Consider the following 20,960-nt stretch of genomic DNA (forward strand, 5'->3'; position numbering starts at 1 on the left):
GGCCCCACGTAGCGCTCGAAGAAAAAGTTGTCATCGTTCCCCCAATTTTTGTAGTTGTGTGGTGAGCTCCTGCACCGTTATCAGAGGTGCCATGCACGAATAGTTTTGGCAGATGTATATTCTCACGTCTCCCGCCGGGCCCGCCGCATACTCGCCACGGGTAGCGTCGGTGGACGGCGTCGGGGTAATAACTGCTCCGGCCAGGAGCGCGACACGACGCGCAGCACGGCGTTCCCCTTCGGAACCGCCCGCAATATGAATTTCCCGCACCGTTCCTCCGCGGGTTTTCCAGCGCGCGGCGAGAGCCATTCCGGCAGATCCCGGCGCGCGAGCCGCCACGAAGTCCGTGTGATTGAGTAGGTGCGCCAATGTCGCTTCGTCTGCGGGGCGCGCCCGCTGTGCGAGGGCAAGGGCCAACAGGGCCGTTCCGGACGGTGTTGCGTCCTCCAGAATGACGACGCCGCTGCTCCCGTTCCGCGCATTGAGAACGGCCTGGTCTGCGGTTGCGTGAGGATCCTGAGTGGAATCCCGCACGAGCGTTGTGCCCTGATTGGTGGACACGAACTTTTCGAGACTTGCGTCCAGGATTTCGTTCGCCTTTTCCGTCCACGAGTGGTCATTCGTGACTGCAGCCACGGCTTGGAGACCGAGCGCGAGTCCCGCGTAATCCTCGAGTAGTCCCTCACGAGCGTTATCCGTGGCGCCGTTGTAGGAGACTCTCAAGACTGTGAGTTCCTGGTTGTTCGTGTCCTTCGCGATGTGGGTTTTCCAGAGGAAGGTGGCCGCGTTGATCGCAAGGGTTCGTGCGAGCTCGGCATGCTCTGTGTTTTCGCCGTCGAGGAGGTCCGAGGTCTCGGCGAGGGATCGAACCATCAGTCCATTCCAGCTCGCCACGACTTTGTCATCCCTAGATGGTTGTGGCCGCTTGGCGCGGTTTTGCTCAAGAACTGGGCGGGCTTGATCCCACGCCGACCAATCTTGATCCTCCGGTACTCGCGAGAAGGCGAGGGTGAGTTCCTCGTTGTCCGGGGTGTCCGCGAACGTCATGCTTCCGCGTTGCGGCGCGTGAACGCTGCCGCCCACGAGGAGCGTCTTGAGTGCGCCGTTGAAGTCCGTCAGGTGCTCCAGTTCGGCGCGCGTCCACACATATGTGGCGCCCTCGTGGTGCTCTCCGTTTTCAAGGACCGTGTCCGCATCTAGAGACGAAGCAAAGGCACCCTCAGGAGTCAGTAGCTCATCGACGAGCCACCTGACCATCAACTGAGCGGTGCGCTTGAAGAGTTCGCGGTCTGCAGGGTCCGATGCGAGATGGCTCGCGTGGGCGTAGTGGCGAAGGAGCTGTGCGTTGTCATAGAGCATCTTCTCGAAGTGCGGAACCAACCACTGCTCGTCCACGCAATAGCGCGCGAAGCCGCCTGCCACATGGTCGTGGAGGCCGGAGAGCGCCATGACGCGCAGGGTTCGGTCGAGTAGCGTGCGATCCCCCTCGACCGTCGAGCCCAGCGCCGTCAAGAATTCCAAGGCTGAGTGCGGTGGGAACTTTGGAGCTTCGCCAAAGCCGCCTGTTCTTGCTTCCTGACGAGTCAGCACATTCAGGGCCAAGTGCATGGTCTTGTCTGCGTCAGTCGAGTCTTCGGTTACGCGGTTGCTCAGTTGGGCCTCGGCGTCATTGACTTGTTCAAGTCGCTGAGCGAGCTGCCCCGCGAACTGTTCCACGCCCTCTCGATTCGTGACCCAGGTGTCGTGAACACCTTGGATGAGCTGGCGGAACGAGGGCAAACCCTGGCGAGGTTCGGGTGGGAAATACGTTCCTGCATGGAACGCGCGGCCATCGGGCATCAAGAACACGCTCATGGGCCAGCCGCCTTGGCCAGTTAACAGTTGGGTGGCGGCCATGTACACGGAGTCCACGTCAGGTCGTTCTTCACGATCCACCTTGATGGACACGAAGTTCTGGTTCAAGAACTCGGCGATCGCAGGATCATCAAAGGTCTCGTGCGCCATGACGTGGCACCAGTGGCACGCCGCATAGCCCACGGACAAGAAGATGGGCACGTCCCGTCGCTCGGCCTCCTCGAAGGCATCATCACCAAAAACCTGCCAATGAACGGGCTGATGCGCATGCTGCCGGAGGTAAGAACTCGCGGCACCGCCAAGCTGATTGGACATCCAATACTCCTCACACCGGCTTTCTGTGCTCCTCACACCGGCTTTCAGCCTACTTCGCCCCACAGAACCCTCCATGTGAGAACACTTCACTACAAGAAAATCGAAAAAAGTTGTAGAGAAATGGCCTCGCATGGGGCGGGTTGTAGAGAAATGGCCTCACATGGGGTGGGTTGTAGAGAAATGGCCTCACATGGGGACGGTTGCAGAGAAGTGTCCTCACCTCTAGGGGGGTTCAGAGTGAAGAGAGACGAAAATGGCCCCGCACCGAGAGGTGCGAGGCCATCATTCAGGGCTTGCAAGCCACCAGAGGCGTTAGCCCCGGAGGTTTTTGTTCGTGCCGTCCGTTGCTTCGGGTCCATCGGCAGAATCGTCCGCGCCATCAGCCACAGGGCCCGCGGAGCCGGGACGCGCCTGACCGGAGCCGGTAGCGGGACGCGAGGCTTCGTCGTCGTACAAGCCAGACTCAGCGCGCTCACGCTCACCGCGCTCGACGAGCTCACGTTGGCGCGTGGTTGCCTCCGCCTCGTACCGCACGCGACGGATGCGGCGGGTCATGTCCTTGAGCAAGAAGATCACGCAAATCACCATGAAAGCGGTAAAGATGAAGCCCAAGAAACCCGGGCCGATCTCGCGAGCCTGGTCCTCAGTAGGAGCGGCCGGATAAGTACTACTTGCGTACACGTTGAGGAGGAAATTCACAGTTCAGCTTTCTGGAGTGGACCCGCGCGGGTCAGAACTTTCAGTCTAACGAAGATCTAGCTCTCTCAGCGATCTTGCAGGGAACTAGATTCGCTGGAACTAGCGCAGTCCGGCGAAGAGATCGGACTCGGGGAAGGACGTCTCCACCGTGGACTCGATGAGCGTGTAATCCTCAAACGGATATACCTCTTTTTCGAGCTCGCGCGGGACGGCGAAGAAGAAGCCTTGCGGATCAATCTGCGTGTGGTGGGACAGCAACGCTTGGTCACGGAGGCCAAAGTATTCGCTCGCATAAATACGGGACGTATTCTTGTGGCGCTGTGCGCGCACCATCCAGCTATCCGGATCCCCTTCGGCTGCCTCGAGACGCCATGTGTACGGCGATTCCAGACCGCGCTCCACCATCGCTTCATGCAGCGAAGTGAATCGCTCCGTATTCATGGAGTTGTCATAGTAGACCTTGGGAATTTGCCATGCTTCGCCGAGTTCGGGGTGGTACTCAGGGTCAGCGGCGGCCTTGAAGGCGAAGACCGAAATCACGTGCGTGTGGATGTGGTCCGGGTGTGGGTAACCGCCGAACTCGTTGTACGTGGTCATGACGTGCGGACGGAATTCGCGAATGACCTTGACCAGCGGGACGGCCGCGATCTCTACGGGGATCGTGGCGAAAGCCCCGAATGGAAGCGGCGGAAGCGGGTCGCCCTCGGGCAAACCGGAATCCACGTAGCCCAGCCAGGTCTGCTTGATGCCGAGCGTCTGGGCTGCATTGGCCATTTCTTGGTGGCGAAGACCTGCCAAGTCGCGGTGTGCGTGAGCCACTTCGTCGGCGTCCTTGTTGAGGATGTCACCACGTTCGCCGCCCGTGCAGCTCACCACGAGAACTTCAGCGCCGGCAGCAATGTACGCCGCGCTCGTTGCAGCACCCTTCGAGGACTCGTCATCCGGGTGTGCGTGAACCGCCATCAACCGGAAGCCGGTGGAGTCAGGTAACGCGGTCACTGCTGATTGGTCCACGAGGTGGTCTCCTTGAGTAGAGTAGTAGGGATGAATCCCCAGACCCACGCTCCAGACGCGCATGGGGCACAAGACTCTAGTTTAACTAATCGTTACGGCACTCCGAAGCAACCGCTCTCGCGACGCCTCAAGACGACACTTGTTGTAGCCGGACTTTTGCTTGCCGTGCTTGCCGCCCTTTGGCTGTCGATTGCCAATACGGATAAGTTCACGTCCAAAGACATCGCGTTCAATATACAGTCGCCCGAGTTGGTGACAGTCACTTTTGACCTGACACGCAATGTCAATGACACGGTGGAATGCTCCGCGCAAGTGCTCAGTGAGCAAAAGGCGATTGTGGGCTGGAAATCCGTCACTTTCGGGCCTGAGGAATCCAGTTCCATTACCACGACGCCGCAGCCCGGCTCCGAATCAATCTCCACTGTTGCGCGTACTGGTGACTCCATCACGCAGCGCGCTATGGTCAACGTGCGGTCAAGTTACCAGGGCGTAAGCGGCGGAGTTTCAACGTGCTGGGTACTGGATAAATAGCGGCAAAATTTCCGCCACGACCTTGACGAATATCACTTCCTAACTAGGTATCTGGCGAGTTCTTCGGTAGAATTACTTGATTACATGAGTTGCGCCCCGTCCATGCGCGGCTTTGAACCAGCAGGAATTTATGTCTGGTACAAGGTCTAGCTGACGGGGTCTTTGCTTGCATCATTGGAATTACGCAATATCGAATATTTGACGCACCGATGGTGCTCACATGCCGAGCACGCCTCCGCTCGGACCAACACCAAGGAGAACCAGTTGTCCACCACGCAGCATGAACCAGTCATCTGGCTGACGCAAGAAGCATTCGACCGGCTTTCGGCCGAGCTCGAGCACCTGCAAGGTCCGGGACGCCAGGAAATCGTTGACCGTATTGAGCAGGCCCGCTCGGAGGGTGACCTCAAGGAAAACGGTGGCTACCACGCCGCTAAGGAAGAACAGGGCAAGGCTGAGGCACGCATTTCTCACCTGAAGCACGTCCTCGAGACCGCCCACGTTGGCGAAGCTCCAGCTGATGACGGAGTAGTTGAGCCAGGCATGTTGGTTGTTGCTAAGATTGCCGGCCGCGAGACCACGTTCCTCTTCGGTAGCCGCGAAATCGCGAGCGAAGGTTCTGACCTCGAAGTCTTCTCTGAGAAGTCCCCTATTGGCGCAGCCGTTCACGGCAAGAAGGCCGGCGACAAGCTGTCCTACACCGCGCCTAACGGCAAGGACATCGCGGTAGAGATCCTTTCCGCGAAGCCTTACCAGGCCTAATCGTTTGAACTAAAGCCACATGAAAGCCCGGGACCACCCTCGCAGATTTGCGGGAAGGACCCGGGCTTTTTGCTGTGTAGTTGTCGCTTGGCTTTTACACTCAGACTCTCGCCTAGTGGCGGACCTGCGGCTGGAATCCTTCAGCACGCAGTGCTTGCAGCACGAACTCTGAGTGTTCGCGGCCCTTGGTTTCCATGTCGATCGTGATGGCAACATCACCCATGGCAAGCGAACCGCCCACACGCGTGTGGTCCACACGGGTCACGTTGGCGTCCGATTCAGAGATGATGCGGGAGATCGTGGCGAGCTCGCCCGGGCGGTCTTCCAGCATGATGTGCACGGTGAGGTAGCGGCCGGCTGCCTGAAGACCGTGCTGGATAACCTTGAGCATGAGCAGGGGGTCCACGTTTCCGCCGGAGAGCACCACGGCAACATTCTTGGGATTCAGTCCCATTTCCGCCAGCAAGCCTTCTTGCACGGCGGCAACTCCCACGGCACCAGCAGGTTCCACCACAAGCTTCGAACGTTCCAGTAAGAACACCAAAGCTCGAGCCAAAGCGTCTTCAGACACCGTCACCACGTCATCCACAAGCTCGCGAATGATCTGGAACGGCAACTGTCCCGGACGTCCCACGGCGATGCCGTCGGCGATGGTCGAAACCTTTTCAAGAGGCACCAAAGCATCGGCGGCCAATGACGGAGGGTAGGCAGCAGCATTCTCTGCCTGCACGCCGATTACGCGGATGTCGCGGCCCAGCTGAGCAGCCTTAGACTTGATCGCCACGGCCACGCCGGCCAGCAGTCCGCCGCCGCCCACGCCCATCAACACGGTGTCCACTTCTGGGTACTGCTCAAGAAGTTCCAGACCGATGGTGCCCTGACCAGCGATGATGTCTTCGTGGTCGAACGGGTGCACAAAGACCGCGCCGGTTGCATCAGCGAAACGCTTCGCTTCAGCCAAGGATTCGTCCACGTTGTTGCCGTGGAGGATGACTTCTGCGCCGTGATCACGCGTTGCGGAAAGCTTCGGCAGTGCCACGCCCATCGGCATGTAGATACGGGCCTTGATGCCCAAGCGGCTAGCGGCCTGCGCCACGCCCTGTGCGTGATTACCGGCCGATGCCGCCACCACGCCACGCTTCTTCTCTTCCTCGGTCAACCGCGCCATACGCACGTACGCACCGCGGACCTTGAAGGATCCAGCACGCTGCAGGTTCTCGCACTTGAATTCGACCTCGGCGCCAATCTGCCGGGACAGCGCACGCGAGTGCTCCATCGGGGTGCGAACGGCAACGTCTTTTAACAACTCGGCCGCCGCCTCAATATCGGCAAGCTTTACGGGCAGCCCGTCCAAAATTTCCTGAAGGCTGCGGGTCGCGGTGCCTTCAGAGGACGACGCCGCCGCTAGAGCAGTTGCCGAAGTTGCGGGGGTGGTGGGTTGAGACATGGAGTTGATCCTTTAGAAACAGAACAGGTTGTGGTTGGTGATGGATGGGTGGACAGATTTTAAAGGCTGGAGCGAATTCCCCAGGTGCCGGTCAGTGATGCGCCGGGTTCGAGCCAGTGGAGGTTCGTTCCCGAATTGAATGCGTCAGCCGGTGCGGTCATGGGTTCAACGGCTACGGCAAGCTCGCGGTCCCGGTAGTTTTCCGTGATAAAAACGTGGGCGATCAGGAACACCGGTTCTTGCCACAGCTCAACGCTGCGGCCATCCGGCGCGCTCAAGATGTGGTGGAAGTTGCCGTCTTCTGCCGCCTCAAGATCGGTCAGCGCAACGTCCACGCGGACATCCTTGAGCAAGGTTCCCGAGCGGAAATCAGTCTCACCGCGCACGGGCACGAGAGCCACGGGGATGAGGCTCTCATCCGCAACAAAGGCCTGGCGAGCGTTGAGGGTCAAGGTGAGCTGCGCCGTCGTCATATCCCCGATGCGGAGGTAAGGGTGGGCACCCAGCGCGGCTGGTGCATTCTCCGATGACAAGTTCGTGAGTTGCTGGGTGACGCTCAAGTGCCCATCCGCAGCCAACGTATAGGTCGTCGTATGCCGCATGCGGAACGGGAAGCCGTGCTGTGGATAGATCTCGGCAGCGAGAGTTACGGAGGCATCTGTGTGTGAAACCGGAGCGTAGCCGGTATTCCGCAACAAGCCATGGGACGCGTGGCCCCGGGAGGGCTCGGTGATGTCCAGCTGCTGTTCCTTGCCGTTGAGCACCCATTTTCCCGCGCGGACACGGTTGCCCCACGGGGCCATGAGGATGCCGGAGCCGGACGGCGGAAGTTCGTTGGCGCTGAAGGGTTCCACGAGGTCAACGCCGTCGCGCTGGTATAGGCGCAGGGCGGCTGCGAGCGCGCAGACGGTCGCTGTGGCGCCGCCGTTATTGATGGTGAACTGTTCGCCCATCACGGGGCTAGCTGTGTTAGTGCTCATCCCAACCCTTCTCTCACTATCAACGGTATGCCTTGTACGGCGCTGGTGTACGCACAGCAAGACGCCCGTCTCACTTACTGAGAAGTGAGACGGGCGTCTTTAGAGCTAAATAAGGTGACTAGTCGTCGCCGCGCAAGATCGCGAGGATGCGCAGGATTTCGACGTACAGCCACACCATGGTGACCGTGAGGCCGAAGGCGCAACGCCATGCGAACTTTTCAGGGGCGCCGTGTGCAACGGCTTCCTGGATTTGGGTGAAGTCCAGCACCAGCGAGTAGGTGGCCAAGAGGACAGCCAAAGCGCCGATAGCCAAACCGATCCAGCCGGAGCGGAGACCGAACATGCCGTCAACTGCACCAGTCAACATGAGCACGAGGTTCAAGAGGCTGAAGACCAAGTAGCCGATCATGGCAATCATGAACATCTTGGTCATGCGTGGGGTGGCGCGGTACTTACCGGAGCGGTAGAGCACCAAGGTCACAGCGAAAACGGAGAACGTTGCGAGGACCGCCTGCATGACGATACCCGGGTACATGGTCTCGAAGACGCCAGAGATGCCACCGAGGAAGATGCCTTCAGCAGCTGCGTAAAGCGCCACGAGCACTGGCGAAACTTCGCGCTTGAAGGAGTTCACCAAACCCAAGACCAAGCCGATGATTACCGCTGGCAACATGAGAGCTGGCAACTGCCAACCAACTGCGGCACCAATAATGACCAAGGCGAAGCAGATGAGCGTCTTGGCAACAACGTCATTGATGGTCATGCGTCCGGTCTGCAGTGGTCCTGCTGCAGGCTGGTTGTACATGTCCTGCAACTGCTGTGCAGACATTTGGTTCTGCTGAACGGTCTGCTGAGCTGCAGCCGTGCCAAAGCCAACGGTTCCGCCGCGCGCGTCGCTTTGGAAAGTTTTGGAATTAAATAGTGGGTTTCCGCCCGCCATGGTGATTCCTTTCATAGATATCCTCCCTAGAGTTTATCTACATTGACGAGCTGTAGACATGATTCTTGAGGATGATTCGCCATCAGAGTATTTCCCTTACTCACGCCGTAAGGCAATCACTGCCGCGGCCGGTTCTTGTGTTAGATTAGATGCATGGGCGTTGGACATTCTCACGGATCAGGCGGGCATAGCCACGGCCCAGCGGCTGGTGCTCCGGCAGGCCACGTGGGTGGCAAGTATCGCCGTCGTCTTGCCGTGAGCTTTGCGCTCATTGCCGTGTTCTTCGTGGTGGAGTTGGTCTTCGGCCTACTCTCCGGTTCTCTCTCGCTACTCTCAGATGCTGGCCACATGGCTGCTGACGTCGTCGCACTCGGCGCCGCGCTCGCCGCAACCAAGATCGCCGCCAAGTCCGATCGCTCCGGCCACCGCACCTTCGGCTCCTACCGCGCTGAGATTTTCGCAAGCGGCCTCGCCGTCCTGCTCATGCTGGGCGTCTCGATTTACATCATGGTGGAAGCGGTGGGGCGCATCGGCGCAGATCCTCAAATCCAGACCGGCCCCATGATCATCGTGGGCGCGCTGGGCCTGGTCATCAATCTGATCGTGATGTTCTTGCTGCGCAGTGGCGCGAGCGAAAGTATCAACGTCAAAGGCGCCTACCTCGAGGTGGTCGCCGATACGGCTGGTTCCGTTGGCGTGATCGCGGCCGGATTGCTCATCACGTGGACGGGCAGTCCGTGGTGGGACACCATCGTGGCTGTAGCCATTGGCCTCTTCGTCATGGTCCGAGCCGTCATGCTGGGGCGCCAGGTGCTCTCCATCCTGAGCCAGCACGCTCCCCCGGGCCTCGACGTGGAGCAGGTCTACGAGGAGCTCCGCAAGGTCCCCGGCGTCGCCGACGTCCACGACCTCCACGTCTGGGTGCTGACCTCCGGCATGAACGTGGCGACCGCGCACATCGTGGCGCGCAACGTCACTGATCACTCTGCCATTCTGAATGCCGCGCAAGCGCTCCTCCGCGACGATTTCGGCATCGAGCACGCGACGCTCCAGGTGGAGCAAGCGGCTTCCCACGAGTGCCATGAGGCCACGTGGTGAGCGTTTACTTCCAAATTACGACGTTGCTAGCTCTCTTTTCGCTCCGCAATCCATTCCTGAATGGTCCCGACAATCGCGGGGTCGTCCGGGACGGTTTGCGGTGAGAAGCGCTTGATTCGACCATCCGGGTTGACCAGGAACTTCTCAAAGTTCCAGGTAATCCGGCCCGAGTTGCCCTTCTGATCCGGCGTCTCTTTCAGCACCTTGTAGATAGGGTGCGCATTCCGGCCGTTGAGCTTGACCTTCTCCGTCATCGGGAACGTGACGCCCCAGGTGGTGGAGCAATACTCGGAGATGGCCTCTTCTTTAGAGAGCTCTTGCAAGAACTGGTTACTCGGGAACCCCAGCACCGTGAAGCCTTGGTCTCCGTACGTTTTCTGCAATTCCTCGAGCGCTGCGTACTGAGGCGTGAGCCCGCATCGCGAGGCAACATTCACCACCAGTGCGATTTTCCCCTCTGACAATTCGCCGAACGTAGTTTCTTCACCTTTGATGGTCGTGATCTCGAGATCTTTGAGTTCCATACCTCTAGTCTTGATCTCGCCGGCGGTTTCGAGAAGCGGTGTCCGCTTAGAGCATTTTGTCCCAATCACTCAGTTGGACCGATTTTACATCGGTTAGCCACTAATATGCGGACCCTAAGAGAAAGATCGGATGGGCAACTATGCTTGCCGTGTGAGTCAAAAGTCATGGTCGAACAAACAGCTCAAGAGGCTTGGTAACGCCATCCGCAACAACGAAGAGCCGTCGGCGGATCTTCCTGACTACGACGAAGTCATGATGTTTTACAACGATGTAGCACTGAAGACTCAAAGTCGGTTGCAAAATCTTGATTGGGAGCCACTGCTTGGAGCTAGACCCATCGAAATAACGTCGAGATCAAAAACCCTCGATACCCTTCGACAAAAACTTCAGCGCAAGGCGACTTTGCAACTGCCGAGCGTCCAAGACATCGCAGGAGTCCGATTTGAAGCAGAAATGACCCTCGACGAGCAAGACATCGTGACGAGAGCTATCGCAGGGATGTTCGATCACGATACCAAGGAATGTTCCAAGGACCTTCGGGAAAAACCCCAGAGTGGCTACCGGGCGTTGCACCTCAGGTTAGACCTTGAATGCCGTGTTGAAGTGCAGGTCAGAACTCACCTTCAGGGAAAGTGCGCAAACATGTACGAAGCCGCGGCCGACCTATACGGACGCGACATTCGGTACGACTCGATTCCCGAGGATAGGTCAGCAGGCGACGAGGTCAGGGATCTACATGGAATTTCGGAACGGATTGCAGTCATTGAAAACGCCCGAAACCGTCAAACCCGTTCGGAAATATCAATGAATGATTTCATCAGCCGACATCCGGAGGCGCAAAACTATGAATCTATCCAATCAGCGCAAAAGATTGCCGCCGAACTTAGCTTGAAAATTGCAGAGATGGAGGAAGAGATCCTTTACGCGTGCGATAGGCTAAAGAATCAGTTCAATCATCGTCAACGCGAGAAGCAGGAGGGACAATGTCAGGATTCCTAATTCAATACGACCGCAAGACGGGCCGTACAATTTTCAGCGAATACAAGGGAGTGGATGGTCCTCGTCTTGCGTTGGCCCAACGTCTGAAGCTGGAAAAGAACCGACGTAATTCAAGTATTGAAATCGTGTCTTTGAATAGCGACTCGCTTGAAACGATCAAGAAGACTCATTCGAGGTACTTCATGGTTGAAGCCCAGGCAGAGTCTGCCTGACTAATTGGCCCACCTGGGCTTCGCGTTTCATTCGGTCTATCTTCCGATTACGGTTCGCGCTAGCATTATTGCGCTCAGTGACCCCGCGCTCCACTCAACCCAAAGAACCGGTCAAAGAAGTCCCCCAGACGGGACACCACGCTCTTCTTTTTCTCGCCGAGTCCGCCTTGCGGCACGAATCGCGAGACAGGTTTCATCACTTGAGTGATGGCCGTGCCGGTGGTTCGCAGTTCACCGTCGCGGAAGGCCCGCTCCACGAAGGATCGGGTCTCTTCCTCCTTGAGATTCTCCTCATCGATGATGAGTTGCAGTTCCTTTTCGCGTTTGTCTTCAACGAATGACTGCCACACGATGTCAATAGGGCCGGCGACGGTGACGGAGTCCACGAAGGCTTCAATGAGGTCCTTCTTGTTTCGTAGTGAAGGGCTGCCGTCGATGGCACGGGAAATCTCCGCTCGCACTTCCTTGTCTTCCCCGTCACTGTGCCCGGCACGGTACTTCTCCACGAGCAGCAGGATGTAGTCAACATTGATTTCTACTTGCTTGATGAGTTCGATCTCGAAGACCACGTCATCGTTGATGGCTTCCTTCTCACCATCCTGCTTGCCACGGAAGTCGCTGTAGAAGTCCAAGTACAGGCTGCGGTAGTCCTGCACTTGGCGATCACTCATGAGTTCTTTGCCGTTGAACTCGTCAAAGGACGTCAGGATGTTGAGTACGCGCAGGATCTCACCGAAGAGTTTGATGAAGTCCTTTTGCGCGGTTTCGCCGATGATCGGCGTTCCCAGCGGGTACAGGGTGAGCAGCTCTTGCGCCTTCGCTTGGTAGCTTTCGTAGTACTCGCTGAAAGGTTTCATGAGTACGACGCCGCCTGCTTGCTCGTTGCCGTACCTTTCGAGAGCTTCGTTGGTGGCGTCCTCCAAATTCCTAAAGCACACGATGTTGCCGTAGGTCTTGACGGAGTTCAGGATGCGATTGGTGCGCGAGAACGCCTGAATGAGGCCATGCATGCGCAAGTTCTTGTCCACAAACAAGGTGTTGAGCGTGGTGGCGTCGAATCCGGTGAGGAACATGTTGACCACAATGACCATGTCCAACTCACGGTTCTTCATGCGCTGGGAGAGGTCTTTGTAGTAGTTCTGGAAGCTGTCAGAGGACGTGTCGTAGCTGGTGCCGAAGATCTGGTTGTAGTCGGCAATAGCGTTGGCGAGGAACGTGCGGTCGTCCCCAGACATGCCATTGGTGTCAAAGGCTTCTTCGTCAAGGGTGCTGGCATCGTCGTCGTCCTCGTTAACCCCGTAAGAGTAGATCAACCCAATCTTGAGGCGCTCGTCCGGGCGCAAATCCTTTTGAGCGCGCTGGAAGTGAGCGTAGTACGCGCGAGCCGCGGGGATGGATGCGGTAGCGAAAATCGCGTTGAAGCCGCGCGAGCGTTTACGCACACGGATGGCTTCAGCTGCATTGCGGATGCGCGTGGACTCGGGGACGTTCGCGATGATCGAGTGTTCGTAGCTGGAGGAACGCTTGGTTTTTTGGTCGAAGTGTTCCAGCGTGTAGTCGACGATCTCGGAGATACGTTGAGGCGCCAGCAGCGCGCTTTCGGTATCAATTGCGGAGACCTGTTTGTCCTCGATGTACCCGGATTTGATGGTGTTGATGTAGTCGATCCGGAACGGCAGAACGTTCTTGTCCACGATCGCGTTGACGATCGTGTACGTGTGCAGCAAGTCGCCGAAGACCTGTTCCGTGGTGGAGAACTTGGGATTCTTGGCTACCACGTTGCTATCTGAGAAAATCGGCGTTCCGGTAAATCCAAACAGGTTGTAGTTCTTAAACGCCTTCGTAATGTCTCGGTGCATGTCACCGAACTGGGAGCGATGGCACTCATCGAAGATGATCACCACGTGCTCGTTGGTGATGGTGTGACCCTTGTTGGTCTTGATGAAGTTGGAGAGCTTCTGGATGGTGGTGATGATGATTTGCGCGCTCGGATCTTCGAGCTGACGCTTCAACACGGCCGTTGACGCATTGGAGTTTGCCGAGCCTTTCTCGAAGCGGTCGTACTCGCGCATGGTCTGGTAGTCCAGATCCTTGCGATCCACCACAAAGAGCACCTTCTTGACGCTCGGAATCTTCTTCGCCAGCTGGGCGGTCTTGAAGCTCGTGAGCGTCTTGCCGGAGCCCGTGGTGTGCCAAATGTAGCCGCCAGCTTTGATAGTGCCGAGCTGCTTGTAGTTGGTCGAGATTTCGATGCGCTTGAGAATGCGTTCTGTGGCGACAATCTGGTACGGACGCATGACCATGAGCGTCCGGTCCACCGTCAGCACGCAGTACTTGGTGAGGATGTTCAGCAGGGTGTGCTTGGCGAAGAACGTCTTGGTGAATGACGTCAGATCCTGAATCGGCTTGTTCTTGGCGTCAGCCCACCAGGACGTGAACTCAAAGGAGTTGGATGACTTCTTAGTCTTAGCCTGGTTCTTTTCCTCTTTGAGGTGTTGATTCCGGGTGGTGTTGGAGTAGTACTTGGTGAGTGTTCCGTTGGAGATCACAAAAAGCTGCACGTACTCAAAGAGTCCGGATCCTGCCCAAAAGCTGTCCCGCTGGTAGCGGTTGATCTGATTGAAGGCCTCGCGAATGTCCACGCCGCGACGCTTGAGCTCAATATGAACCATCGGCAGACCATTGACCAAAATGGTCACGTCATACCGGTTGGCATAACGTGCTCCGCCTTCTCCCTGTTCGAGTTCGTACTGGTTAATGACCTGCAGGAAGTTGTTGTGAATATTGTTCTTGTCGATCAGCGCAATGTTCTTCGTTGAACCATCTTCGCGCTGAAGGTTCAGAACATGATTCTCCTGGATCCGAACAGTCTTTTCCTCGATACCGTCATTCTGGCCGGCGATCTGGTTCCCGAAAAAGCCTTTCCATTCGGAATCCGTGAACTCAACGCGGTTGAGCTTCTCAAGTTGCGTCCGCAGATTGTCGACTAGCTGCGACTCCGAGGTAATCGGCAAGTACTCGTACGCCTGAGACTGCAATAGCTTGATGAGCTCCCGCTCAAGAGCAGACTCCGATTGATACGCAGTCTCCGTACGCTCATCCGGAATGAACTCCGCAACCACCGTGCTCTCATCAGACACCGCAATAGGCGCAATGCCTGAAACGCGAATCTCACTCATGCCGCGAGTTCCTTGAAGGTCAACAGCTTGTCGCGGTAGTACTCGTACTGTTTTCTTCGGGCACCTATTTCAGCGGGGAGACCGTTACTCATGCTCTCCGTTAACGATTCAAAGGAGTCAAGAATCCTGCCTATTCTGGACTGCTCTTCAAAGCTAGGAATGGAAATCTCAAGTTGATTTAGCGTACCTACAGCAAGCCCCGGCTGAGCGGACTTCGACGCATACCGATTCAAATCCATGAAGGTAAGAAGGTGGTAGCTCCAAGAAAGGTCAATACCGGAACCTGGCGTTACTACAACTGCATGTTCCGTGGCGTAGAAGGAGCCAGAAGATCGCTTTACGTTTCCGCAAAGGGCGCCTTGCCTTCCGATAAGCACATGGTCACCCTCGTGATTGCCTTCGGCTACAAATCCTCTGAGGCCTCCCCCACCGAAACACGGGATGGTATGCGTCTCATCCGCATTCGGGAGTATCTCTGAAGCAGAAATGAACTTTCCCGCTTTCAGGTCAAGAACATCTCCAATGCGAGCACGCGTTAGCTCGTCAAAATCTGTGCTCAAGAGTTCTTTGCGATAAGCAGAAAATTGGCGGCGTCGAGCCTCCAGCTCCGCATCCAGCTCCGCCTCCAGCTGAGTAAACTGGTCCAATATTCGCACGATTTCCTGCTGCACTTCGAGAGGCGGGACTGGGACCTTAATCTTTTCCAATTCGGAGCTGGTGATACTACGAACAATGGTTCCGTTTCCCACAATGGACATGGTGGTGAAGAAATAAGTTAGGAAATACGGATCAAGATCTGGCTGAAGCACCAGCCCTCTAATGTCCTGATTAATGGCCACAGGTTTAGCGACAACCCGCATCGCACCGGGTGACATCTTAATCGCTACAACCACACTGCCCGGCTGAATCACGTGGGAAGAACTGTTTTGCAGACCAACCGGAGTAATTGATTGACGAGTGTATGCCAGTTTCAAGTTACTGGACGTTATGTCACCGACCGACGCCCAAGGGATTTCTCCGTTCCAAAACTCAGGAGAGGCTTTCGAAGGTGTACCGCCGCCAGTATTGCTGAGAATGCAGTCGCCCAAGCTTTTGAAAGGAACTCCATTCGGGCAAAGAGATTCAATCAGTTCGTCGATCGGGCTCACTTCGCACCCTCCAGGTCAGCAACGATGGCGTCGATGGATACGCGGAGTTCTTGCTGGCGCGCAACGATGCGTGCGATCTCGGCATTGAGCGCGGTCATGTCGACTTCTTCGCGCTCGTCCTTCTTCTCTACATATGAGGACACAGCAATGTTGTAGTCGTTCGCTTCAATGTCCTCGTTCGAGACAAGCTTCGCAACATGCTCCACATCGGTTCGCGTAGCGAGTGTATTGACGATGTGGTCCTGATTGTCCGGGAGCAGCTTGTTCTTGTTGCCCACACGCTTGAACTCGGCAGAAGCGTCCAAGAAGAGTACCGAGTTGTCCTTCTTCGACTTCTTCAACACAATGATGCAGGTGCCGATAGTTGTTCCGAAGAAGAGATCGGCCGGTAGCTGGATGACGGCATCGACGTAGTTGTTGTCGACCAAGTACTTGCGGATCTTCCGCTCGGCGCCGCCACGGTAGAGCACACCGGGGAACTCGACGATGGCAGCCGTGCCATCAACGGCGAGCCAACTCAGAATGTGCATAGTGAACGCGAGGTCCGCTTTGGACTTCGGCGCTAGGACACCAGCCGGCGAAAAGCGCGGATCGTTGATCAGAACCGGGTTGGCGTCGCCGTCCCACTTGATGGAATACGGCGGATTGGAGACGATCGCCTCAAAGGGTTCGTCATCCCAGTGGAACGGATCCAGCAGAGTGTCGCCGTGGGCGATGCTGAACTTTTCAAATCCAACATCATGCAAAAACATGTTGATGCGAGCCAAGCTGTAAGTAGTCAGGTTGATCTCTTGACCGAAGAAACCACCCACGTTTTCTGGGCCCAGGACCTTGGCGAACTTCAGCAACAGAGAACCAGAACCGGCGGCAGGATCATAGACCTTATTGACGCTGGTCTTGCCATGCACAGTGATGCGCGCGAGAACTTCGGAGACTTCTTGAGGCGTGTAGTACTCGCCTCCCGATTTGCCAGCTTGAGATGCGTACATCTGCATGAGGTACTCATAGGCATCACCGAAGAGGTCAATAGAGTTGTCGCCAAACTTGCCCAGCGGCAGATCCCCGATGGCATCCAAGAGCTTCACGAGCTTTTCGTTGCGCTTGGCCACGGTGTTGCCGAGCTTCGAGCTGTTCACGTCGAGGTCGTCGAACAAGCCCTTGATGTCGGCTTCGCTGTCTGTGCCGATGGCAGAGCCTTCAATGTTCCTGAAGACGCGTTCGAGCGTCTCGTTCAGGTTTTCGTCCTGAGCAGCTACCAGCCTCACATTCTGGAACAGCTCCGACGGAAGAATGTAGAAACCCTTATCCTCCACCACCTGTTCGCGCGCGAATTCCGCATTGTCATCTGACAGAAGGGTGTAATCGAAAGCCGAATCTCCGGCGTCGTGCTCTCCCTTATTGATGTAAGCCGTGAGATTCTCCGAAATAAATCGGTAGAACAAGATCCCCAAAACGTACGTCTTGAAGTCCCAGCCATCCACTGAACCGCGAAGGTCATTGGCTATGCGCCAGATGGTCTTGTGAACTTCAGCGCGCTGCGCTTCAGAGGTATTAGGGGTCACGACGTTGTCTCCAAAAAGTGTGGTGAAGTCTTTCACGTAACTCTATATATAGAGATATGACATCTAGAACGGACGCACCGCCGAAAATTTCACGTAACAAAACTCCCGCATGACAACACGGAACAAGACCAAAACGATCAGAAGTATTGTGTGTGCTATCACGAGCTCTATTGTGTATCCATCATCAGTAATGGTGTTGTGCGTCGAGCCTTTTTCAGATCGCCGCACTCGACTCCCTCTTACATCCCTCTAGGCGCCTTCAGTCTCATCACTCGCGTCAAAGGGACCTTCGAAAGGACGTGCACTTCGTGATCCCTTCAGATTCTTCACGAGAGTCCGCCTACAACCGGCCGGTGTCACCCGAAACCACAGCTGGTGTAGTAGTTCCAGCAGCCGGGCACAAGAAACTTAAGCCCCGACACGTCACCATGATTACCCTCGGTGGCATCATCGGCGCCAGCCTCTTTGTAGGCTCCGGCAACGTCATCCGTGCAGTTGGACCCGCAGCAATCTTGTCCTACCTCATTGGTGGACTTCTTGTTTTCCTCGCCATGCGCATGCTTGGCGAAATGGCTGCAGCTCGCCCCGCCATTGGTTCCTTCATGGAATACGCACGCGTGGGCCTCGGCAACTGGGCCGCATACCTCGTGGGCTGGCTCTACTGGTACTTCTGGGTAGGCGTTCTTGCCTACGAAGCTGTTCTTGGCGGCGAAACCATGCACGCCTGGTTCACCTTCTTGCCAGCATGGGCTTGGTCGCTCATCCTCATCCTCATCTTCATCGGCACCAACGCAGTCTCCGTGCGTACCTTCGGTGAAGTGGAATTCTGGCTCGCCAGCATCAAGGTCATCGCCATTGTGGTGTTCTTGGTTGCAGGTACACTTTTCGCTTTGGGACTGTGGCCCAACTCGACTATTTCAGTCTCCAACCTCTGGAGCCACGGTGGCTTTGCACCGAATGGCTACACCGCGGCGTTCACAGGCGTTGCTTTGGTGATCTTCTCCTACTTCGGTACGGAAATCGCCGTTATGGCAGCCGCTGAGTCTGAGAACCCAGCAAAGGGTATCCGCCAGGCTTCCACCACGATCATCTGGCGTATTCTGCTCTTCTTCGTGGGCGCCATCTTGGTGATCAACATGGTGATCCCTTGGGACGAACTGCCTAAGCCAACGGACGTGACCAATGCTCCGTTCACCTTGGTGTTCTCCTTGCTTGGTTTGCCTGGTGCTGCAGTGATCATGCAGTTGGTCATCTTCACTGCTGTGATCTCCGTATTGAACTCTGGCCTGTACTCGGCTTCGCGTATGTTCGCAGCTCTTGCAGATCAGGGCTTCGCCCCGAAGATCATCTCCAAGCGTTCCAAGAATGGTGTGCCAATCTTCGCGTTGCTTGCGTCCACGATCGGTGCTGTTATTGCAACTATCGTGAACTTCGCAGCTCCAGAGTCTGGCGTCTTCGACTTCATCATGAACTCGGCCGGCCTTGTTGCGCTCTTCGTCTACGTATTCATTGCGTTGACCCAGATGCGCATTCGCCAAAAGATGACCAAGGAAGAGGTCGCAAACCTCAAGCTCAAGGTGTGGTTGCACCCTTGGTTGAATATCGTTCTCTTTGCTGCGATTGCTTTCGTCTTGGTCGTCATGCTGAGCTCCGAGTCCGGCCGCACCCAGGTGTGGACGAGCCTCATCGCTACCGTCGTCTTGGTGCTGTTCTGGCCTTTGGTTCGCAAGAACTTGGCTAAGCGCAAGCCTCACCAGACTCCTGAGATGTTGGCCGGCGAGCGCGCCGGAGAAAACATCGCCGAGCACTAATCAGTATCTGGCTCGATCTTCGTGTTGAGTCCATAGCAACAAGTAGTTAGCCCCGAACCAGTAGGTCTGCTTCGGGGCTAACGCTTTTAACACTGGTAATCAGGTCGCATCCGTCACCTGCGCACTTGAGGTGAGCTGCGGCGTCGTACCACGAATTCTGACGTCAATAGCGACCATCTCAACCCGAATAAGTTGGCCTCATTTGACGTCAATCTTGCTGAATGAGGCTTGTTTCCAACCGCTAGCTAGAACGCCGAACGCTCGCCGCGCAGGCTCTTGGAGAGCTCATGCGCGTGGTGCATCAGCATGCGCCCCAACTCGGGGCGCCGCTCGGGTGAGAACCGTGACTCAACGCCGGTGAGGCTCAACGCCCAAGCAGGCTGGCCCGCGGCGTCGAAGACGGCCGCGCCCATCCCCCAACTGCCTTTGACAATCAGCCCGGGGTTCTCGGACCAACCGCGCTCGCGGGTCTCGGCGATGCGGCGGCGCAATGGTTCGGTGGCGTGGTCTTCGCCATGGTTCGCCGTGAGATCCCTGCTCTCGAGATAGCGCTCGATCGCGCTTTCGGACAGGAAAGACAGGATCGCCAGCCCGGCCGAAGCAACACCCAGAGGGAAACGCTTGCCCTCATAGAGCACGAACGAGCGGATGGGGAAGGCTCCGTCTTGCCGCACCAAGCAGACCGTTTCGTCGCCGCGGCGAACTGACAAGAACGCACTCTCGCCCGTGGCTTCTGCGAGCGCAGCCACGTGAGGTCGGGCGATGTCCGTGATGTCGTAGCGTTCGGCGGCAACGGTCCCCATCAAGTACATTTCAGGGCCCAGCATCCAGAGGCCAGACGTGTTCTCGTGATCGCAGAATCCTTCGGCAGTCAGCGCAGCGAGGAGCCGGTGCACGGTGGGACGCGCAAGCCCGGTAGCCCGTGCAACATCGGCCGTGGAGACGCCTCGCGGCATCGCGGTGCTCACGGCTCGCAACACCGCGGCCATGCGGCCCACCACTTGTGCGCCGGGAAACGAAGAATTCATGTTCACATTATGGACACCTTTGCGCCTCATAGCCACCACTCGAACGGTTAGGGCCGATTCAAGCAAATCTCTTGACCGGAAACGCGCCAAATCTGTAGCGTCTTTGTCAGTACGTGATGAAATCCACATCGTGGACTACTCAAGGAGAATCATGGCAACCAAAGTAGTGGCCGACGCCGAGGAGGCGCTGGCCTCACAAGTGCGTGACGGCATGATCATCGCCGTGGGCGGCTTCGGTCTGAGCGGTATCCCCAACCGCTTGATCGCCGCCCTGCGCGATTCCGGTGCAAAGGACCTCACCATCGTTTCGAACAACATGGGCGTGGACGGCAAGGGCCTCGGCATCCTGCTGGAGAACAACCAGGTATCCAAGGTGCTGGCCTCCTACGTCGGCGAGAACAAGCTCTTCGCCCAGCAGTTCCTCAACAACGAACTCGAAGTGGAGTTCGTTCCTCAGGGCACTCTTGCAGAGCGACTTCGCGCAGGCGGCGCCGGCATCCCCGCTTTCTACACGCCGACGGGCGTGGGCACTCCGGTGGCCGAGGGCAAGCCAATGATGAACTTTGATGGCCGCGATGCCATCTTGGAGCGCGGCATCGTCGCCGACATCTCCTTGGTGCGCGCGTATGAAGCGGACCCCGAGGGCAACCTGCGCTACCGCATGACTTCACGGAACTTCAACCCGCTGGTTGCCACGGCAGGACGCATCACTTTCGCCGAGGCGGAAATCATTCACGATGAATACCTCGATCCATCATGCATCGACACCCCAGGCATCTTCGTCCAGCACGTCGTTGAAACTGACGGCGTCAAAGATATTGAACAGCGGACCGTGCGCGTCCGCGAGGAGGCATAG

17 protein-coding genes are annotated in these 20,960 nt (G+C 57.0%); 6 read left to right on the plus strand and 11 right to left on the minus strand.

Translation table 11 applies throughout. The features are described 5' to 3' along the window. Window positions 1–30: 30 nt before the first annotated feature. The 3 genes from BKA12_RS06880 to mca all read right to left on the minus strand — a co-directional run bounded on the left by BKA12_RS06880 (window position 31) and on the right by mca (window position 3,882). Window positions 31–2,169 carry a thioredoxin domain-containing protein gene (locus tag BKA12_RS06880; RefSeq protein ID WP_183641768.1) on the minus strand — a complete coding sequence of 713 codons (2,139 nt, stop codon included), beginning with the start codon at window positions 2,167–2,169 and terminating at the stop codon, window positions 31–33. A gap of 312 nt (window positions 2,170–2,481) precedes the next feature. Further along, window positions 2,482–2,868 carry a hypothetical protein gene (locus BKA12_RS06885; RefSeq protein ID WP_183641771.1) on the minus strand — a complete coding sequence of 129 codons (387 nt, stop codon included), beginning with the start codon at window positions 2,866–2,868 and terminating at the stop codon, window positions 2,482–2,484. Window positions 2,869–2,967: 99 nt separating this feature from the next. Then, window positions 2,968–3,882 carry a mycothiol conjugate amidase Mca gene (gene mca / locus BKA12_RS06890; RefSeq protein WP_338087458.1) on the minus strand — a complete coding sequence of 305 codons (915 nt, stop codon included), beginning with the start codon at window positions 3,880–3,882 and terminating at the stop codon, window positions 2,968–2,970. Window positions 3,883–3,912: 30 nt separating this feature from the next. Between mca and BKA12_RS06895 the strand changes: the two genes are divergently transcribed. Both BKA12_RS06895 and greA read left to right on the plus strand, forming a co-directional pair. Further along, a complete protein-coding gene (locus BKA12_RS06895; RefSeq protein WP_183641777.1) occupies window positions 3,913–4,413 on the plus strand; it encodes a DUF4307 domain-containing protein in 501 nt (166 codons plus the stop codon). 264 nt (window positions 4,414–4,677) lie between these two features. Further along, a complete protein-coding gene (greA, locus tag BKA12_RS06900) occupies window positions 4,678–5,175 on the plus strand; it encodes a transcription elongation factor GreA (protein WP_183644731.1) in 498 nt (165 codons plus the stop codon). A 112-nt stretch (window positions 5,176–5,287) separates the two neighbouring features. Here the strand turns inward: greA and ilvA are convergent, their stop codons facing one another. From ilvA to BKA12_RS06915, 3 genes are all read right to left on the minus strand, one after another. Continuing rightward, complete coding sequence (ilvA, locus tag BKA12_RS06905; RefSeq protein WP_183641781.1) at window positions 5,288–6,622, minus strand: threonine ammonia-lyase; 1,335 nt, start codon at window positions 6,620–6,622, stop codon at window positions 5,288–5,290. A gap of 59 nt (window positions 6,623–6,681) precedes the next feature. Continuing rightward, on the minus strand, window positions 6,682–7,602 hold the full coding sequence (locus tag BKA12_RS06910) for an aldose 1-epimerase family protein (protein ID WP_183641785.1): 921 nt from the start codon (window positions 7,600–7,602) through the stop codon (window positions 6,682–6,684). 118 nt (window positions 7,603–7,720) lie between these two features. Further along, the gene (locus BKA12_RS06915) at window positions 7,721–8,557 is read right to left on the minus strand and encodes a Bax inhibitor-1/YccA family protein (RefSeq protein ID WP_246361617.1); all 837 of its coding nucleotides are present in this window, start codon (window positions 8,555–8,557) and stop codon (window positions 7,721–7,723) included. Window positions 8,558–8,695: 138 nt separating this feature from the next. Here BKA12_RS06915 and BKA12_RS06920 point away from each other — a divergent pair, with 138 nt between their 5' ends. Then, window positions 8,696–9,640: a cation diffusion facilitator family transporter gene (locus tag BKA12_RS06920; protein WP_183641787.1), complete on the plus strand. Its 945-nt coding sequence runs from the start codon at window positions 8,696–8,698 to the stop codon at window positions 9,638–9,640. Window positions 9,641–9,666: 26 nt separating this feature from the next. Here the strand turns inward: BKA12_RS06920 and BKA12_RS06925 are convergent, their stop codons facing one another. Beyond that, on the minus strand, window positions 9,667–10,164 hold the full coding sequence (locus BKA12_RS06925; protein WP_183641790.1) for a glutathione peroxidase: 498 nt from the start codon (window positions 10,162–10,164) through the stop codon (window positions 9,667–9,669). A 151-nt stretch (window positions 10,165–10,315) separates the two neighbouring features. Between BKA12_RS06925 and BKA12_RS06930 the strand changes: the two genes are divergently transcribed. Next, window positions 10,316–11,164, plus strand: coding sequence for a nucleotidyltransferase family protein (locus BKA12_RS06930; protein ID WP_183641793.1), 849 nt, complete (start codon window positions 10,316–10,318; stop codon window positions 11,162–11,164). Window positions 11,165–11,450: 286 nt separating this feature from the next. Here BKA12_RS06930 and BKA12_RS06935 read toward each other — a convergent pair whose 3' ends face one another. The 3 genes from BKA12_RS06935 to BKA12_RS06945 are packed head-to-tail and all read right to left on the minus strand — an operon-like array spanning window position 11,451 to window position 17,265. Next, window positions 11,451–14,555: a type I restriction endonuclease subunit R gene (locus BKA12_RS06935; RefSeq protein ID WP_183641796.1), complete on the minus strand. Its 3,105-nt coding sequence runs from the start codon at window positions 14,553–14,555 to the stop codon at window positions 11,451–11,453. Further along, window positions 14,552–15,703: a restriction endonuclease subunit S gene (locus BKA12_RS06940; protein ID WP_183641799.1), complete on the minus strand. Its 1,152-nt coding sequence runs from the start codon at window positions 15,701–15,703 to the stop codon at window positions 14,552–14,554. The genes BKA12_RS06935 and BKA12_RS06940 overlap by 4 nt, the downstream gene beginning before the upstream one ends. Then, window positions 15,700–17,265, minus strand: a complete 1,566-nt coding sequence (locus BKA12_RS06945; RefSeq protein ID WP_183641803.1) for a type I restriction-modification system subunit M — start codon at window positions 17,263–17,265, stop codon at window positions 15,700–15,702. The genes BKA12_RS06940 and BKA12_RS06945 overlap by 4 nt, the downstream gene beginning before the upstream one ends. Before the next feature lie 428 nt (window positions 17,266–17,693). Here BKA12_RS06945 and BKA12_RS06950 point away from each other — a divergent pair, with 428 nt between their 5' ends. Further along, window positions 17,694–19,076 (plus strand): amino acid permease, encoded by a 1,383-nt coding sequence (locus tag BKA12_RS06950; protein WP_183644737.1) that lies wholly within the window; start codon window positions 17,694–17,696, stop codon window positions 19,074–19,076. Window positions 19,077–19,321: 245 nt separating this feature from the next. On the opposite strand, the gene BKA12_RS06955 is transcribed toward BKA12_RS06950, so the two are convergent. Beyond that, window positions 19,322–20,104, minus strand: a complete 783-nt coding sequence (locus tag BKA12_RS06955) for an IclR family transcriptional regulator (protein ID WP_183641805.1) — start codon at window positions 20,102–20,104, stop codon at window positions 19,322–19,324. 151 nt (window positions 20,105–20,255) lie between these two features. Between BKA12_RS06955 and BKA12_RS06960 the strand changes: the two genes are divergently transcribed. Continuing rightward, a complete protein-coding gene (locus tag BKA12_RS06960) occupies window positions 20,256–20,960 on the plus strand; it encodes a CoA transferase subunit A (protein ID WP_183641807.1) in 705 nt (234 codons plus the stop codon).

It is taken from the genome of Neomicrococcus lactis (genome assembly GCF_014200305.1).
Classification (GTDB): domain Bacteria; phylum Actinomycetota; class Actinomycetes; order Actinomycetales; family Micrococcaceae; genus Neomicrococcus; species Neomicrococcus lactis.